Annotated in this window: 16 protein-coding genes; 9 read left to right on the top strand and 7 right to left on the bottom strand. The window is 63.0% G+C overall.

The window, feature by feature from the left end:
- Positions 1-36: 36 nt before the first annotated feature.
- The 6 genes from IEX85_RS11380 to IEX85_RS11355 all read right to left on the bottom strand — a co-directional run bounded on the left by IEX85_RS11380 (position 37) and on the right by IEX85_RS11355 (position 5,908).
- Positions 37-2,067: an SUMF1/EgtB/PvdO family nonheme iron enzyme gene (locus IEX85_RS11380; protein ID WP_188860713.1), complete on the bottom strand. Its 2,031-nt coding sequence runs from the start codon at positions 2,065-2,067 to the stop codon at positions 37-39.
- 96 nt (positions 2,068-2,163) lie between these two features.
- On the bottom strand, positions 2,164-3,015 hold the full coding sequence (kdsA, locus tag IEX85_RS11375) for a 3-deoxy-8-phosphooctulonate synthase (protein ID WP_188860712.1): 852 nt from the start codon (positions 3,013-3,015) through the stop codon (positions 2,164-2,166).
- 96 nt (positions 3,016-3,111) lie between these two features.
- On the bottom strand, positions 3,112-3,528 hold the full coding sequence (locus tag IEX85_RS11370; protein ID WP_188860711.1) for a hypothetical protein: 417 nt from the start codon (positions 3,526-3,528) through the stop codon (positions 3,112-3,114).
- 283 nt (positions 3,529-3,811) lie between these two features.
- Positions 3,812-4,738 (bottom strand): GIDE domain-containing protein, encoded by a 927-nt coding sequence (locus IEX85_RS11365; RefSeq protein ID WP_188860710.1) that lies wholly within the window; start codon positions 4,736-4,738, stop codon positions 3,812-3,814.
- Positions 4,738-5,310 carry a LemA family protein gene (locus tag IEX85_RS11360; protein ID WP_188860709.1) on the bottom strand — a complete coding sequence of 191 codons (573 nt, stop codon included), beginning with the start codon at positions 5,308-5,310 and terminating at the stop codon, positions 4,738-4,740. Before IEX85_RS11360 ends, IEX85_RS11365 begins: the two co-directional genes overlap by 1 nt.
- 388 nt (positions 5,311-5,698) lie before the next feature.
- Positions 5,699-5,908, bottom strand: coding sequence for a DUF2788 domain-containing protein (locus IEX85_RS11355; protein ID WP_188860708.1), 210 nt, complete (start codon positions 5,906-5,908; stop codon positions 5,699-5,701).
- A 344-nt stretch (positions 5,909-6,252) separates the two neighbouring features.
- Here IEX85_RS11355 and urtA point away from each other — a divergent pair, with 344 nt between their 5' ends.
- From urtA to IEX85_RS11320, 7 genes are all read left to right on the top strand, one after another.
- Complete coding sequence (urtA, locus tag IEX85_RS11350; RefSeq protein ID WP_188860707.1) at positions 6,253-7,554, top strand: urea ABC transporter substrate-binding protein; 1,302 nt, start codon at positions 6,253-6,255, stop codon at positions 7,552-7,554.
- Positions 7,555-7,703: 149 nt separating this feature from the next.
- On the top strand, positions 7,704-9,329 hold the full coding sequence (gene urtB, locus IEX85_RS11345; RefSeq protein WP_188860706.1) for an urea ABC transporter permease subunit UrtB: 1,626 nt from the start codon (positions 7,704-7,706) through the stop codon (positions 9,327-9,329).
- A gap of 119 nt (positions 9,330-9,448) precedes the next feature.
- Positions 9,449-10,531, top strand: a complete 1,083-nt coding sequence (gene urtC / locus IEX85_RS11340; RefSeq protein ID WP_188860705.1) for an urea ABC transporter permease subunit UrtC — start codon at positions 9,449-9,451, stop codon at positions 10,529-10,531.
- The gene (gene urtD, locus IEX85_RS11335; protein WP_188860704.1) at positions 10,528-11,367 is read left to right on the top strand and encodes an urea ABC transporter ATP-binding protein UrtD; all 840 of its coding nucleotides are present in this window, start codon (positions 10,528-10,530) and stop codon (positions 11,365-11,367) included. Before urtC ends, urtD begins: the two co-directional genes overlap by 4 nt.
- Before the next feature lies 1 nt (position 11,368).
- Positions 11,369-12,064 (top strand): urea ABC transporter ATP-binding subunit UrtE, encoded by a 696-nt coding sequence (gene urtE, locus IEX85_RS11330; protein WP_188860703.1) that lies wholly within the window; start codon positions 11,369-11,371, stop codon positions 12,062-12,064.
- Positions 12,065-12,222: 158 nt separating this feature from the next.
- Entirely contained in the window at positions 12,223-13,059 is an 837-nt protein-coding gene (locus IEX85_RS11325) for an urease accessory protein UreD (RefSeq protein WP_188860702.1), read from the top strand.
- Positions 13,060-13,143: 84 nt separating this feature from the next.
- Positions 13,144-13,872 carry an aspartate/glutamate racemase family protein gene (locus tag IEX85_RS11320; protein WP_188860701.1) on the top strand — a complete coding sequence of 243 codons (729 nt, stop codon included), beginning with the start codon at positions 13,144-13,146 and terminating at the stop codon, positions 13,870-13,872.
- Here the strand turns inward: IEX85_RS11320 and IEX85_RS11315 are convergent.
- Positions 13,826-14,722, bottom strand: a complete 897-nt coding sequence (locus tag IEX85_RS11315; protein WP_188860700.1) for a hypothetical protein — start codon at positions 14,720-14,722, stop codon at positions 13,826-13,828. The two genes, IEX85_RS11320 and IEX85_RS11315, sit on opposite strands and share 47 nt — an antisense overlap.
- Positions 14,723-14,801: 79 nt before the next feature.
- Between IEX85_RS11315 and IEX85_RS11310 the strand changes: the two genes are divergently transcribed.
- Positions 14,802-15,458: a CreA family protein gene (locus tag IEX85_RS11310; protein WP_308425647.1), complete on the top strand. Its 657-nt coding sequence runs from the start codon at positions 14,802-14,804 to the stop codon at positions 15,456-15,458.
- A gap of 151 nt (positions 15,459-15,609) precedes the next feature.
- Entirely contained in the window at positions 15,610-16,461 is an 852-nt protein-coding gene (locus IEX85_RS11305; protein ID WP_188860699.1) for a MurR/RpiR family transcriptional regulator, read from the top strand.
- Positions 16,462-16,633 lie beyond the last annotated feature (172 nt).

The following is a 16,633-nucleotide window of genomic DNA, read 5'->3' as shown; positions in this document are numbered from 1 at the left end:
GAGACGGTATGACCCGTCAGCCGGCGATTGGTTAAGTTAGGGGCTGTTTGGCCGATCGGTTGCGCTCGCGGGAAGGTCCACGGCGACCCTGAAGCCCCAGCTCGAACGCCGCGTGTCGGGCGGATGCCGGTAGCGGCTCGAGGACCTTACCAGACGGCCGATATCGAACCAGGAGCCGCCGCGCATCACGCGATACTCGCAGTTGTCTTCGCTGCGGGCGGCGCCGTTAGCCGGCGCGCCGGCGTGGCTGTCGAAATAGCAGTCCTGTACCCACTCGTCGACGTTGCCGTTGAGGTCGTGGAAGCCCCAGGGATTGGCCGCCAGGGTGCCGGCCGGTGCCGGCCGTCGGCCGTCCCAGTCGCTGCCGCACTCGTCGCAAACCGCGTGCCCCTGGCCGAGTTCGTCGCCCCACCAGTAGGGGCCCGTGGTACCGGCCCTTGCGGCGTATTCCCATTCCGCTTCGCTGGGCAGACGGTAGGGCTGGCCGCTTTGCTCCGCCAGCCAGCGGGCGTAGGCCCTCGCATCGTTCCAGCTGACGTTGATGACAGGTTGTTGACCGCGGCCCCAGCCGCCGTCGTCCGGCAACGGACGGCCGGTGGCCCCGGCGAAGCGGTCGTATTGCTCGAAGGTGACTTCCTGACGCGCCAGGGCAACGCCGTGGCCGATGTCGATGCGCGTGACCGGACGCTCGTTGTCGTCGGCCAGTTTCGAGTCCGACCCCATCAGGAAGCTTCCGCGCGGAAGCATCAGCATATCGGGGCCGAAGCCGCCGCTACTCAGCTCGTCGCGAAAGGCCCCGGTCGTACCGGCGGTACTGTCTGCGCTGCTTTCGGGCGTTCCGTCGGGGGCGGATAGCTGCGACTCCCCGGGGGCTTCCCGGGGCGTCTGGGAGGCCTGCAATGCCTGCAATGCGGTCCTAAGCTCCGCGCCGCGCTGCGCCACCTCCCGCAGCTGCGAGCGGGTGGCATCGAGCTGTCGCTGTCCGAGCCAGATTCCGAGCAGGAATCCCAGTACCAGGCCGGCGGCAAAGATGGCGGGGACGCGCAGCCGTTCCGGCCGCAGCCTGGCGGTGAGACCTGTTAGCGCCTGCAGCGCGGCGCGGCTGCGTCCGGCTCCCGCTGCCGGCGATACGTCGTCCCCGGCGGCAGAGGTATCCCCGGCAGGCGCGCTGGTTTCGGGGCGTTCGGACCTGGCTCGGGGCTCGGGCTCATCCGCCAGCGGCTCGTCGCTGAACAGCTGGCGTACCCAGGCGGTGGCGCTAGCCGGGCGCCGGGCAGGATCCGTTGCCAGGGCGCCGGTGATGAGCTGCCATTGCCGGGTATCGATCTTCGAAGGGCGCGACAGGCGCGAGGGATCCCGATCCCCGGGCGACGACGTCCAGGGCGGGGATCCGGCGAGCAGCTCGTGGGCCAGCAGCGCCAGGCTGTAAAGGTCGGCCCGCGCGTCGGGCCGGCCCGGGCCCTCGGTCTCCGGCGCGAGATAGGCCGCGGTTGCGTGCTCGAGCTCCGGCAGCTTGCGGCCGGCCAGCTGCAGGCACTCGAGACCGGCGAAGCCGAGCAGCTTGACGCCCTCGCGGCGATTGATGAAAACCTGCGCCGGTGTCAGCACGCCGTGGGGCTGGCGCAGCTTGTGGTAGCCGGTTTCCAAAGCCTGCGCCAGTTGCCCCAGCAGCGCCCGCTTTTGCGCCGTCGGCAGCTTTCGTCCTCTGCGGCTCGCCAGCAGCTGCGCCAGAGTCAGGCCTTCGAGGACTTCATGGGCGCTGAACAGGCGTCCGCCGCGATCGAGAAAATAGCCGTAGCTTTCGGTTAGGTGGGGGTGTTTTAGCGACTTGCACAGCGTCTGCTGTTTCTTGAACGCGTTGACGAAGGCGCTGTCGCCGCCGAGTTCAGGTTTCAGGACCAGCAGGGTGACGTTGGCGGTCGGCTCGGTACTGAGGTCCCTGGCGTGCCAGAGTTCGCCGAACAGATAGTCGCCGAGGCGGTCACTGAGCTGGAATCGGTGGTGTTCCGGTCCCAGCGCCTGGCCGCTGGCGAGGGGCGGGTACTGCTTGTCCGTCGGCGTTTCCATCGCTGGCCTTGTCCTGGTTTTTGATGATGATAGACAAGGCCCGCGAAGAAATTAAGTGTTGCCGGATGCAGTCGGTGGCGTCCGGCAGGGGCGGTTTCAGGCCGAGGTGTCCAGCGGCGCGAAGCTCTTGACCAGTTCGTCCACCGCTTTCATCTGGGCCAGATAGGGTTCCAGCTTCGCCAGCGGCAGTGCGCAGGGGCCATCGCACATGGCCTGCTCGGGGTCCGGGTGCGCCTCGAGGAAGAGACCGGCGATGCCCTGGGACAGGCCCGCGCGGGACAGCTGGGCCACCAGCGCGCGACGGCCATCGGCGGAGTCGGCGCGGCCTCCCGGCATCTGCAGGGCGTGGGTGGCGTCGAACATTACCGGATAGCCGAACTCCTTCATGATGCTGAAGCCGAGCATGTCGACGATCAGGTTGTTGTAACCGAAGGCGCTGCCGCGTTCGCACAGGATCAGGCGGTCGTTCCCGGCGTCCTCGCACTTGTGCAGGATGTGCTTCATCTCGTGCGGCGCCAGGAACTGGGCTTTCTTGATGTTGATCACCGCGCCGGTTTTGGCCATCGCCACCACCAGGTCGGTCTGGCGCGAGAGGAAGGCGGGCAGCTGGATGATGTCGCAGACCTCCGCGGCCGGTGCGGCCTGGTAGGGCTCGTGCACATCGCTGATGATCGGCACACCGAAGGTGTTCTTGACCTCTTCGAGGATCTTCAGGCCTTCGTCGAGGCCCGGGCCGCGGAAGGAGTTGAGGGACGAGCGATTGGCCTTGTCGAAAGAGGCCTTGAAGACATAGGGGATATCCAGGCGCCCGGTGACTTCGACATAGTGCTCGGCGATCTTCAGCGCCAGGTCACGTGACTCCAGCACGTTCATGCCACCGAACAGAACCATGGGCTTGTCGTTGGCGATTTCGATGTTGCTGCCAACCTGTACGACTTTCTGTTGCATCTTTTCCTACCGTTGCCGGAGATGGGAACGGGATCACCACCGGTCCCGGACCGCGGATTCGCAGTTCAGGGCTTGGATGGTTCCCTAAAGGCCCGATTATAGGGCATTCGCCGGGAAAAGTGCGGCATATCGGGCGATCCATTCCAGCGCGGCTTCGTCCTCGCTGAGGAAGCGGCCCTGTGTTTCCTCCAGAAGGCGGCGGTAGCGGCGGATATGGCAGACCTGCTCGAACATCCTCACGCGCATGGCGTGTTCCGAGTCCGGGAACAGAATGCCGAGTTCGAACCCGCCCCGTTGCGGGTGGCACCAGTCAACCTGGCCTTTGATGTCGGGGCAGTGGATCTGGCTCCGGGCGTTGATGCTGACCTGCTGGCCGCACTCGAGCGGCACCGGTAGTCGGCAGACCAGCCTCAGGGGTATGGAGTCGTCGCTTCGGGCGACAGGTCGTTCGATGACTTCGAGATCGAGGGGGATCTCGTCCGGGTGGCGAATGAAAAGTTGCAGGTTGCTCATGACAACCTCCGCAGTCCATGGATGACCTGGACGTCGGTACGGTGCGCGAAGGAACTTCAGCTCACGACCGGCTCCATTAGGTAATGCAGGTCCCGGGTTGTTTCACTGCCGGACCGGCAGAGGCTCGATGTGCACAGGTCCCGATTACCTATACCTACAGTATATCGGCCAGGGTGAAAGTAACCTGAACAGTCGGAAATCATTTTTTTCGGAATATTCTGTATTCCATCAGGAAAAGCTAATAGAGACGCCACGACTGTTGCATAAAACTTACAGCAGTGGCTCAGAGCACGAGCAGCAGCTCGCCTGCGACCCAACTGGCAACGAGCACGGCGACGAAGCAGCCATGGGCCATCCAGCGGAAGCGGCGTGCCAGCTTCTCTTCGTCGAGGGTGGAAATCACGAACGGCTGGCCGCTTTCCTCGGGGCAATTGAGTACGTGCACCGTTGGCATCGCGTGCAGGTCGCGCTGTTGTGCCGCGGCCTGGCGCCGCGCCTCGTCCTGCACCTGCTGCCATTCCTGCAGATCCAGCTCGCCGTTGCCGTCCTGGTCGAAGCGTTCCAGCAACTGCTCGTAGTTCGCTTTCCAGCCGCGAATCAGGTCCCCGGCGGCCTTGTCCTGGTCGAGGTTGTCGCGTCCGCCGCCGACGCTCTGGAAGCGGCCGAGGGCATAGACCCGCTCGTATTCCAGCACCAGTTCCTCGAGATAGCGGTAGCGTCCGCCGCCGAAGCTGACGTTGATATTGAAAATGGAGCCGTTGCGGCCGGTGTCGGTTCCCGGGTTGGGGCTGTTGCCGTACCAGCGGCGCCGGCTGTCGACCCGGCAGTGGGCGCCCTCGGGATCGATCTGGCAGACGCCGCTGCCGTCATCGAGCTGAAACCACTGAGTCGAGGTGCCGCTGCGCTCGGTGACCCAGCGGCGGTTCTTGCCGCTGCCCTTTTCCCGTTCCACCCTGTAGCGGTACCAGACGCATTCGGTGCCGGTCAGCGGCGCGTAGACCGGCCCTTCGGGTCCGGGTTGTGCCTGGCCGATCAGTTCGACATAGCCCTGGTGCGCCGAACGGATACGCGCCGTCGGGGTGTCGGCGATCAGGTGATAGCGCCGCAGCTGACGCAGCCCGTACCAGAGGCCGATCAGCGCCACCACAGCGCAGGCGACCAGCAGCATCAGGCGCTCGTGGGAAGCGAGGCCGGTCACGTCGATCAGCATTAGCCGAACAGTGCCTTGATATTGACATCGGCCTTCTCGGCGTCATCGAACTCGAGCAGATCGGCCGCCTTGAAACCGAAACGGCCGGCGATCAGGTTGTCCGGAAACTGCTCGATGCGGACGTTGTTGAGGTTGACCGACTCGTTGTAGAACTCGCGGCGGTCGGCGATGGCGGTTTCCAGACCGCTGATACGCGACTGCAGGTGCTGGAAGGAGTCGCTGGCCTTGAGGTCGGGGTAGTCTTCGGCGACCGCGAACAGGTTGCCAAGCCCCAGTCGGAGCTGGGTTTCGGCCTGTCCGAGCGCCTTGACGTCCTGCGCCTCGCGTGCCGCCGATACCGAATTGCGGGCCCGCATCACCGCTTCCAGGGTCTGCTGCTCGTATCCCATGTACTGCTTGCAGGTTTCGACCAGCTTCGGCAGTTCGTCGTGGCGCTGCTTGAGCAGCACGTCGATATTGGCCCAGGCCTTGGAAACGTTGTGCTTGAGGCGAACCAGGTTGTTGTAGAGCGTGATGCCGTAGAACAGCACCACCACCAGTGCCGCCAGTACGATAAGGGTAATCGGGTCCATTGCATTCATCCCTGTCTGTTTGCAGCCAGAGTACAGAATACAACCTGTAAGGGGAATGAGGGGAATGCTACTGGAACCTGGCACGACGTAGGATGGGTCAAGCGATGCAACGGCACGGATTTTGAATCGCCTCGCAGCTTGAGCATCGCGGACCCATCATATCGATCGTATTACAGATCGATGGAACCCGGTTGGCGTTTTAGGCTCCGAGGATACCGATGTTGGGTTACGCGACTCCGTCGCTAGACCCAACCTACGGAGCTCTCCGAATAATAGGTCAGCGAGCGCGATTGCATCGCTAGACCCACCCTCCTGTGCCGTGCCAATCTCCGTCACCCGTCACCCGTCACCCGTCACCCGTCACCCGTCACCCGTCACCCGTCACCCGTCAGATATGCCCGCTGCCCATCAGCTCGACGACGACCGTCTTGATAACGAAGGCGAACAGGCCCATGCCCAGCACGACGAACAGCATGGCGGTGCCGAACTTGCCGGCGTTCGACTTCTTCGCCAGGTCGTAAATGATGAAAAACACGAAGATCGCGAACACGGCCAGCCCGATGTTCAGCGCAATGGACTCCATTTCTGCCAGACGCATGGGATTCCTCTCGGTACAAGTCTCTGAAAAAGGCCAAAAAACTGGTCGCGGATTGTACAGCATTCTGCGCCGACGGAGAACCTTGGACGTCGCTGTGACGGCTGGTCGAAATTGGATTGTTGTTGTGTCGCAAAATGGTGCGTGCCGCTTAAAGGCAAGTGGCAGGCGCCCTTTTATCGCGCACTCGGCTGTATTTTGGTCAGCGAAGGGTCTGTGACTGGCGGCGGCAGAGGCACGCAGGGCGGGCGTTGCGAGCCATAAGCCCACAGTTGGCACCTGCATTGCATCATGTCAGCGCGCATGTTTCTGACTGATGCACACAACTGACGAAGGGGTAACTGATAATGGAAAACAAGGCTTCGAAGTCCAGGTTGCTGTTGGGCTCCGTATCCGCGCTGGCGCTTTCGGTTTCGATGAACGTGGCGATGGCGGCGGAGGACACCATCAAGGTCGGTATTCTGCACTCGCTGTCCGGCACCATGGCGATCAGCGAGACCACGCTCAAGGACACCATGCTGATGCTGATCGAGGAGCAGAACAAGAAGGGCGGACTGCTCGGCAAGCAGCTGGAGCCGGTGGTCGTCGACCCCGCCTCTAACTGGCCGCTGTTCGCGGAAAAGGCCCGCGAGCTGATCGAGAAGAACAAGGTCGATGCAGTGTTCGGCTGCTGGACCTCGGTGTCCCGCAAGTCGGTGCTGCCGGTATTCGAGGAACTCGACAGCCTGCTGTTCTACCCGGTGCAGTACGAGGGTGAGGAGTCGTCCAAGAACGTCTTCTACACCGGTGCTGCGCCCAATCAGCAGGCCGTGCCGGCGGTGGACTACCTGATGAACGATCTCGGCGTCGAGCGCTGGGTTCTGGCCGGTACCGACTACGTCTATCCCCGCACCACCAACAAGATTCTCGAAGCCTATCTGAAGGCCAAGGGCGTTGCGCCCGAGGACATCATGATCAACTACACCCCGTTCGGCCATGCCGACTGGCAGTCGATCGTCTCCGACATCAAGAAGTTCGGCTCCGAGGGCAAGAAGACCGCGGTGGTCTCGACCATCAACGGCGACGCCAACGTACCGTTCTACAAGGAACTCGGGGCCCAGGGCGTTTCGGCCGGCGATATCCCGGTGGTGGCATTCTCGGTCGGCGAAGAAGAGCTGTCCGGTATCGACACCGCGCCGCTGGTCGGTCACCTGGCGGCCTGGAACTACTTCATGAGCGTCGATTCGGACGCCAACGACGGCTTCATCGACAGCTGGCACAGCTATATCGAGAACGAGGAGCGGGTTACCAACGACCCGATGGAAGCGCATTACATCGGCTTCAACATGTGGGTCGAGGCGGTCAAGAAGGCCGGTACCACCGAGCCTGCCGCGGTGCAGGATGCCATTGTCGGCGTCGCGGTGCCGAACCTGACCGGCGGCTATTCCACCATGATGCCGAACCACCACATCACCAAGCCGGTGCTGATCGGCGAGATCCAGGACGATGGCCAGTTCGAGGTGGTCTGGGAAACCTCCGGTACCGTCGCCGGGGATGCCTGGTCCGATTATCTCGAGGGTTCGAAGGACATCATTTCCGACTGGCGTGCGCCGCTGTCCTGCGGCAACTACAACACCAAGACCGGCAAGTGCTCGGGTCAGAATTTCTGATCCACTGATCCACTGATCCACTGAGCCGGATGAGCGGGCTAGCAGCCTGTCTGTATTGGCGCCGTACCGGCAGGGATGTCGGCCGGCGCCCGACCCGATCGGAGACCGACGCAGGCCGCTCCGACCACATCAACTGTTGGGAGAACGGAATGTCGAAGCCCCTGGTCAGACCGTTGCCATTTTTCGCACTCTGGATGCTGATTGCGCTGCTGCTGGGACTGTCGCTGCAGGCCCGTGCGGCCGAGGATGAGACCCTGGCGCAGGTCAGCGCGCTGCTGGTGCAGAAGTTCGATCAGCGCGCCCGTGGCGTGGCCTTACTGGTGGAGCAGGAGCATCCGCGGACCGAGGAAATCCTGCACCTGCTGAAGGATGGCGAACTCTATTACCGCAAGGACGACGACCGGCTGTTCATCGTACGGTCGGCCGATACCGGCGCCGAGGCGCTGGATCTTCTGGATGGCAGTGCTGTCATCATCGAGAAGAAACGCGATTTCAGAAAGGTCACGCTGAACAACCTGATGCGTGGCCAGATAAGTCAGGCGCTGGCGGAGCTGGGCCTCAAGGCCGAGGACCCAGAGCGTCGCGCTGCGGCGGTGCGCGAGCTGCTCGGTGCGCTGGATCCGGATACCGTCGCCGTGCTGCGCAACCGTATCGGCGACGAGCCGGTGACCGAAGTGCGAGAGCTGATGGCGCAGGCGCTGGCGATTCAGGATCTGGAGACCGGTGACGAGGCGGCCCGTCTGCAGGCCATCGAGCGCCTTGACGGCTCACTCGAGCCGCCGGTGCGCAACGCCCTGACGGCGCTGCTCGAGAGCGATGCCGGCGACCAGGTCAAGCGGCAGGCGCAGCTGGCGCTGAACGGCATCGATGAGAAAATCCGCTATTACGGCATGCTCGAGACGCTGTATTTCGGCATCAGTCTGGGGTCGGTGCTGGTGCTGGCCGGTATCGGACTGGCGATCACCTTCGGCGTCATGGGCGTTATCAACATGGCGCACGGCGAGCTGATCATGCTCGGCGCCTATACCACCTACGTCATTCAGCAGCTGATGCCGAATCATATCGGCGCCTCCATACTGGTGGCGATTCCCGCGGCCTTCGTGGTCTCGGGACTGGTCGGCATTGCCATCGAGCGCGGCGTGATCCGCTTTCTCTACGGCCGGCCGCTGGAAACCCTGCTGGCCACCTTCGGCATCAGTCTGGTACTGCAGCAGGCGGTACGCTCGATCTTTTCGCCGCTGAACCGCTCGGTGGAGACGCCGGACTGGATGAGCGGCCTGGTCGAGATCAATCCGGTGTTTTCGCTCACCCTGAGTCGCCTGTACATCATCCTGTTCTGCCTGCTGGTGTTCGCTGCACTGGTGATGGTGCTCAAGCGAACCCCGCTGGGCCTTCAGGTGAGGGCGGTGTCGCAGAACAGGGCCATGGCACGGGCCATGGGCGTGCGTTCGAAATGGGTCGATGCGCTGACCTTCGGTCTCGGCTCCGGGGTTGCCGGTGTCGCCGGCGTGGCGCTGTCGCAGCTGACCAACGTCGGGCCCAACCTCGGCCAGGCCTACATCATCGACTCCTTCATGGTGGTGGTGTTCGGAGGCGTCGGCAATCTCTGGGGAACCCTGGTTGCAGGTCTCAGTCTGGGTGTTGCCAACAAGGTACTCGAGCCCTGGGCGGGCGCGGTACTGGCCAAGATCCTGGTGCTGGTGTTCATCATTCTGTTTATCCAGAAGCGCCCGCGCGGACTCTTTCCGCAGCGTGGCCGTGCGGCGGAGGGCTGAGCGATGTCGGAAAGGAATGTATGCAGGCGACCCGGCAGCGGTCCGCAGACCCGCGCGGTGGCACGCAAGCGCACGGATTCATTCACTGTCATGGTGACCGTGCGGCGGAGGGCTGAACCATGTTGATGCAAGCGCTCAGGAATGACCGCGGCGGCCAGGTGCTGATCGGCGTGCTGCTGGTGCTGATGATCGCGGTACCCTTGCTGAATCAGCTGCCACCCGGGCACGCGCTGCACGTGCCGACCTACACCGTCACGCTGATGGGCAAATACCTGACGCTGGCGCTGCTGGCGGTGGCCGTCGACCTGGTCTGGGGCTATTTGGGGATACTGACGCTGGGCCACGCCGCCTTCTTCGCCCTGGGCGGCTACGCCATGGGGATGTATCTGATGCGCCAGATCGGCGATCGCGGCGTGTACGGCAACCCGCTGCTGCCGGACTTCATGGTGTTCCTGAACTGGGACGAGCTGCCCTGGTTCTGGTACGGCTTCGACGAGTTCTGGTTCGCCGCGCTGATGGTGCTGCTGATACCGGGGCTGCTGGCCTTCGTGTTCGGCGCGTTGGCGTTTCGTTCCCGTGTCTCCGGCGTCTACCTGTCGATCATCACCCAGGCGCTGACCTACGCGCTGATGCTGGCGTTTTATCGCAACGAGATGGGGTTCGGCGGCAATAACGGCCTGACCGATTTCAAGGATATCCTCGGCTTCGACCTTCAGGCCGACAGCACGCGTCTCGGGCTCTTCATCGCCTCGGCACTGGCGCTGCTGCTGGGTTATCTGCTCTGCCGCTACCTGATGGCCGGCCGGCTCGGCCGTGTCTGCGTTGCGGTGCGCGATGCCGAGTCGCGGGCGCGTTTCCTCGGCTATCGCGTCGAGAACGTCAAGCTCGGTGTCTTTACCGTCTCGGCGATGTTGGCGGGTGTTGCCGGCGCGCTTTACGTGCCCCAGGTCGGCATTATCAACCCCAACGAGTTCTCGCCGCTCAACTCCATCGAAGTCGTGGTCTGGGTGGCCGTCGGTGGTCGTGCGACGCTGTACGGCGCAGTGGTCGGGGCTCTGGTGATCAACTACGCCAAAACCTACTTCACCGCCGAGCTGCCGGAAATCTGGCTGTTCGCCCTCGGCGGACTCTTCGTAGTGGTGACGCTGCTGCTGCCGCGCGGCATCACCGGGCTGTTGCGACGCCGGGAGGCCAGTGCATGACCGTTGCCAGCGTGTTCGAACAGATTCTCGATCGTGACCATGTCTATCCGTTCATGCAGCGGGCACGACCGCACGATATCGACGTCAGCCATCAGGTGCTGCTTTACCTGGAAGGCATATCGGTCAGTTTCGACGGCTTCAAGGCCATCAACGACCTCAATCTCTACATCAACGACGGTGAGCTGCGCTGCATCATCGGTCCCAACGGCGCGGGCAAGACCACGATGATGGATATCATCACCGGCAAGACCCGGCCGGATACCGGCTCGGCCTGGTTCGGCCAGACCATCAACCTGCTGGATATGGATGAGCCGGCGATCGCGCAGGCCGGCATCGGCCGTAAATTCCAGAAGCCCACGGTGTTCGAGTTCCTCAGCGTGGCGGAAAACCTCGAGCTGGCGATGGAGGATGATCGCACCCTCTGGACCATCCTGAGCTCGCGGCTCAGCGGCGAGCAGCGCGATCACCTCGACCAGGTGCTGGAAATGATCGGCCTGGCCGATCAGCGTCTGCTGCACGCCGGCAGCCTGTCCCACGGGCAGAAGCAGTGGCTCGAGATCGGCATGCTGATGATGCAGCGCCCGCGTCTGTTGCTGGTGGACGAGCCGGTTGCCGGCATGACCCACCAGGAAATGGATCGTACCGCCGAGCTGCTGACGTCGCTCGCCGGGCAGCATTCGGTGGTGGTGGTGGAGCACGATATGGACTTCGTGCGCAATCTGGCCGCCGGTGGGCGCACCGTGACGGTGCTGCACCAGGGCTCGGTGCTGGCGGAGGGCACCATGGACGAAGTCCAGAACAATCAAAAGGTCGTCGAAGTGTACCTGGGGGAATAGGATGCTGAAGATCGAGCAACTGAACCAGTTCTACGGCGAGAGTCACACCCTCTGGGATGTCGACCTCGAGGTGCCGGAAGGGCAGTGCACGGTGCTGATGGGACGCAATGGCGTCGGCAAGACCACCCTGCTGCAGTGCATCATGGGGCACCAGCCGGTACGCAGCGGCGATATCCGTCTCGCCGGCGGCGACCTGCTGAGCCGGTCGGTGGAGCAGCGGCCGCGCCTCGGCATCGGCTACGTACCCCAGGGACGACAGATCTTCCCGTTGCTGACGGTGGAGGAGAATCTGCAGATCGGCCTGCCGGTGCGAAAGCGCGGCGACCGCAAGATTCCGGACTACATTTTCGAACTGTTCCCGGTGCTCAGGCAGATGCTGGGCCGGCGCGGCGGCGACCTGTCCGGCGGTCAGCAGCAGCAACTGGCGATCGGCCGCGCCCTGGTGGTGGATCCAAAACTGCTGATCCTCGACGAGCCCACCGAAGGCATTCAGCCCAACGTGGTGCAGGAGATCGGCGATATCATCCGCCATCTGAACCGCGAGATCGGTCTTACAGTGCTGCTGGTGGAGCAAAAGCTGCCATTCGCGCGTAAGGTCGCCGACCGCTTCTGCATCCTCGACCGCGGCCGCAGCGTCGCCAACGGCGCCATGGATCAGCTCGACGACGGTCTGATCCGGCAGTATCTTACCGTTTAAACCGTTGTAGGAGCCCGGTCCCCGGGCGAATGGACGTGGCGGCCTCCGTCCCGGTGGGGTTCGCTCACGGAGTGAGCTCCTACGTGCTTTTCGCTTCTTATGTAGGTTGGGTCTAGGCGCGTAGCGCCGTAACCCAACATCGCTTTGGGAACCGACTAATGGACATGGCAGTACCCGAAACCCGCGGCTGGCAGGCGCGGCTGGAGCTGGGCTTCGAGGCCCGGTTCGATAAAACCCGCCTCAAACACCGCCGCCAGCGCGGTCCTCTGGCGGTGCAGAGACCTTTCTATCCGGAGTATGGCGTTTGCCACTGCTATCTGCTGCACCCGCCTGGCGGCGTGGTCGGCGGCGATGAGCTGGAAATCGACGTGCACGTCGCCAGCGGCGCCCAGGCGCTTATCACCACGCCGGGCGCGACCAAATTCTACCGTTCGGCGGGCCTTTCGGCATTGCAGACCCAGCATCTGAGGGTCGAGGCCGGTGCCTCGCTGGAATGGCTGCCGCAGGAAAACATCTATTTTCCCGCGGCCCGCAGCCGGCTGCGCAGCCGTGTCGATATTGCCGAGGGTGGGCGTTTCATCGGCTGGGAACTGCACTGCCTCGGGCGTCCGGCCAATGGCGAGCGTTTCGATACCGGTACGCTCGACAGCCGTGCCGAGTTCTGGCTCGACGGGCGTCGCGTGCTGATCGACCAGCTGCAGGTCAGCGGCGACGACCAGTTCAGCGCCGCGGCCGGCATGCGCGGCCACGCGATGGCGGCAAGCCTCTGCGCGGCGCCGGCCGGCCAGGCGGAACTCGATGCGGTGCAGGCGCTGATCGAAGAGCGCTTCGCGGCTCTGCCGGTTGGGGCGACCCTGGTCGACGGCGTGCTGGCGGTGCGCATGCTGGGGCAGAACACCGAATGTCTGCAGGCCACGCTGATTCCGGTCTGGGAGCTGTTGCGACAGCGGTTGCTGGGGCTTGCACCCTGTCCGCCGCGGATCTGGGCGACCTGACAGCGGGATTGATCAAAGTCATAGACTTGTTACGACTTTCGTCTAGACTGGGTTGCTCAATGAAACGGCGCTGGAGCGCTTGCAATGTCCGAGACCGATTATCTCATTCTCAACGGCAATACCGACACCAGGATGACCGGGCGCATGGTGCAGCTGGCATCTGCGCATTTCGGCGACGAGTTCCGGGTGCGCGGTATCAGCGCCGAAACCGGGGCTCTCTCCATCCGCACGCCGGAGCAGTGCGTCCAGGCCTGCACTGCGGTGCGCGCGATGCTGAGCAAGGCGCAGGGTGCGGTGGAAATCGGTATTCTCGGGACTTTCGGGTTGCCGGATTTCGACGGCCTGCGCGCCCGGTCGCCGTTTCCGCTTATCGACCTGGTCGAAGGCGGCGTGAATGCCGCGCGGCAACTGACCGACCGCTATGCGATCGTGACGGTCGGCGGCCGCTGGCCGTCGATGCTGCAGCTCGAGCTGAAGCGCCGTGGCCTGTTGTCGGGCTGCGTCGGTATTCAGGCATTGCCGCAGCTGGCGTTCGATCCGGTGGCAGAACCGCAGCGGCTGGCGGCGTGGCTGCGCGAACCCGTGGCGCAGCTCATCGAAGATGTCGATCCCGGTGCCGTGCTGCTTGGCGGAGCGGTATTCGCAGGCCTCGGAGAGGCGGTGCAGGACGGCGTCGAAGTGCCGGTCATCGATGCTTTCAGCGCCACGCTAGAACTGGTCGAAACGCTGCAGCTGATGCAGCAGGTCGGACTGGAGTCTCCGTTGCTCAGCGTTGCCGGGGCTCGTTCCGGTCCGGCCTGTCGCTCCGCCTGATCGGCCGGCCTTCCCCGTCGGCCCTGTCGCGCCGGTCTGAGCGTTCCGGGCGCTGCTGTCGCTGGTCGTGGCGTTGTCGCGCCCGTTCGGCGTTGTCCTTTCTCTTTCTGGGCTCCTCGTTGCGTCTCTCCTGGACGCGGCGTGGGAGGACGTCGGTCCTTTCAGGCCCGGGCCTGTGGGCCCTCGAACGCTGTTCCCTTTCGTGACGCTCGGCGCGTGACGCATCGCGCCGGCCGCCGTCGCGACGTGAGTCCGGCCGCCGCTGCCGGTCCTGCAGCAGTTTCCGGTCAGGCTCTTTGTCCCGGCGTCGCACGTCGCTGCGATGCAGATCCCGGTGGCGCAGGTCCTGATGGATACGATCCCTGTCGCGTTGCCAGTCCCTATCTCTATCCCTATCCCGGTCGTTTTCGTGCCGGATACTGCGATCCCGCCGCTCGTGGCGGTCGTCGCGGTCGCGCAGGCGGCGATCGTCCCGGTCCCGTCGCCAGTCCCGGTTCCGGTCATAATGACGATCGCGATAGCGTCCCTTGCGATGGTCATCGTAGTAGCGCCAGGGGCGGTCTCGATCCAGCTGGAGCTTGACGCGGTGGCGGTGGTTCAGGTGATAGTGTGACGGAAGCCGGTGCACCCTGATCCAGCGATCATGCGGGCGGTACCAGTAGTCACCCGAGCGGATGCTGAAATAGACACCGACATCGGGGTAGAAGTAGTAGTCGTCGTAAACGGTGCTGACATAGCCACTGCTGTATCCGCTACCGACGTAGCCGCTGGCGTAATAGGGATCGTAGACGCATGCGGTCAGCAGCGTGGCGGCCATCAGCATCAGACCCCGGCAGATTCTGTTCGACATGGCCGACCTCCGAAGGGTTGTCGATGTATCAGGCAGGCATTTGCAGGTGATACCAGTAAGACACCCGGCAACTGAATCCATGCTGAAATTCCTGTGGCTGACCGGTTTTTTTCGCGGCGACCCGGGGATCCGTGACGGGTATGCCGCTCGAGGTGCCCTGCTGAACGGCGGGAGCGAACCCACGGCGGCTGCAGCCATCCTACAATTGGAGATTTTCCCGCAAGCGCTCGATGAGCCTTTTATCACAGGTGTAGAAAACATGACGAAACCGCGTTGGGTGCTGGTCGCCGCGCTACTGCTGACGGGCTGCTCCGATAACGAAGTGGGGGAGGTCAGCCTCGGGCTCTTCACCACCAAGGATATCAAGCTGGAAATGCTGAAGGATCCCAAGATCCCCGGTGTCACCTGCCATATCAGCCATGTCGAGGCCAATCTGGATTTTGCCGACCCGTCTGACATGGGCATCGCCTGTCGCCAGACCGGCCCCATCACCGCCGAGATGATTGCCTCCATTGATAAATCCAGGAGCGGCGAGGTGCTGTTTCGTACCTCGAAAAGCGTGCTGTTCAAGTCGCTCAAGGTACGTCGAATATTCGATGCCGAAAACCGCACGCTGCTCTACGTCAGCTACTCTACCAAGGAGGTTCAGGGCAGCCACAAACATTCGCTCTCGACGGTTCCACTATGGGGCAACCCGGTTTGGGGGCAGTTGCAGGCAGAGGCCGGAGCAAAGTAAGTTGCCTGAGGTGTTGCACCATATAAGTGCAGATCGTTCTGTTTATGGTCTTTAATGGTGCGAAAGTTGCCTGTTTGTGAGCCGTATCTCTGGTCCGTTTATTGCTCTTGACTTCTGCATCCTAAGAATTTGTATACCAAGGGAGTGAAAATTGGAGCAGATCGAACAGCGCCTGCAGAACGAATACAGCGAGTTGCCACCGCAGGAGCGCCGGCTGGCCGATTTTATTCTGGGGCACCCGGAAGATCTGCCGCTATACAACAGCACCGAGCTGGCACGGCACTGCGGCGTCTCCAAGGCAACGGTCAGTCGTCTCTTCAAGCGTCTTGGGTTCGGGTCGTTTCGCGAAGGCCGGCAGCGGTTCCGCGACCTGCGGCAGCAGGGTGTGCCGGTCGTCAACGAGGACGCCTTTGGCGGCGGTATACTCGAGCAGCACCTGGAGCGGGAGATCGGCAACCTGAAACGGCTTTATGGAGGGTTGGACAACGATCTGCTGACGAATGCCGTCGAGGCGCTGATACAGGCGCGCGAGGTCGTGGTCATCGGCTTTCGCAACAGCTTCCCGGTGGCACTGCATCTGCGTCAGCAACTCGCCCAGGTGCGGGAGCGCGTGAGGATGGCGCCTCAGCCCGGACAGTCGCTGGGGGAAGAACTCGCGGAGCTGCACGCGGATGATCTGGTCGTGCTGTGTGGGTTCCGTCGCCGTCCGCACAAATTTCCGGCGGTTCTGAGATCACTGCACCGACAGGGTGTGCCGGTCCTGCTGCTGGCGGACGGTTCGGCTCGTGGGATTGCCAGTCAGGCCAGCTGGTGGCTGGAGTGTCCGCTCGACAGTCTTTCTGCGTTCGATTGCTACAGCAGCGCCATGAGCCTGACCAACCTTCTTGCCAACCTGGTACTGCATCAGAATCTGAGCGCCGGTAGTGAACGTATCGCTGCCATCAATGAACAGTATGAGCTGATTGACGAGCTGTCACTGGACCTCTCCGGTAGCGCACGTTGATAGCTGATTTGTAGAGATTTTTTCTGCCCTAGTCCCTCGTTCGCCTTCCTGAAAGTTTTGTTTCGTTCCGGCACCTTGTTGGTGCCGACGTCCATTTTTGTGCACTTCTCTGGAGCCCTCTGCCGCAGATTCAGGGCGTTGTTTTTGGATAAATAACGCTATCTGTTTGTTT

This window comes from Marinobacterium nitratireducens (genome assembly GCF_014645375.1).
In the GTDB taxonomy this organism is placed as follows: Bacteria; Pseudomonadota; Gammaproteobacteria; order Pseudomonadales; family Balneatricaceae; genus Marinobacterium_A; species Marinobacterium_A nitratireducens.
Note: the sequence above shows the minus strand (reverse complement) of the source record. Positions and strands in the feature narration are given on the sequence as shown.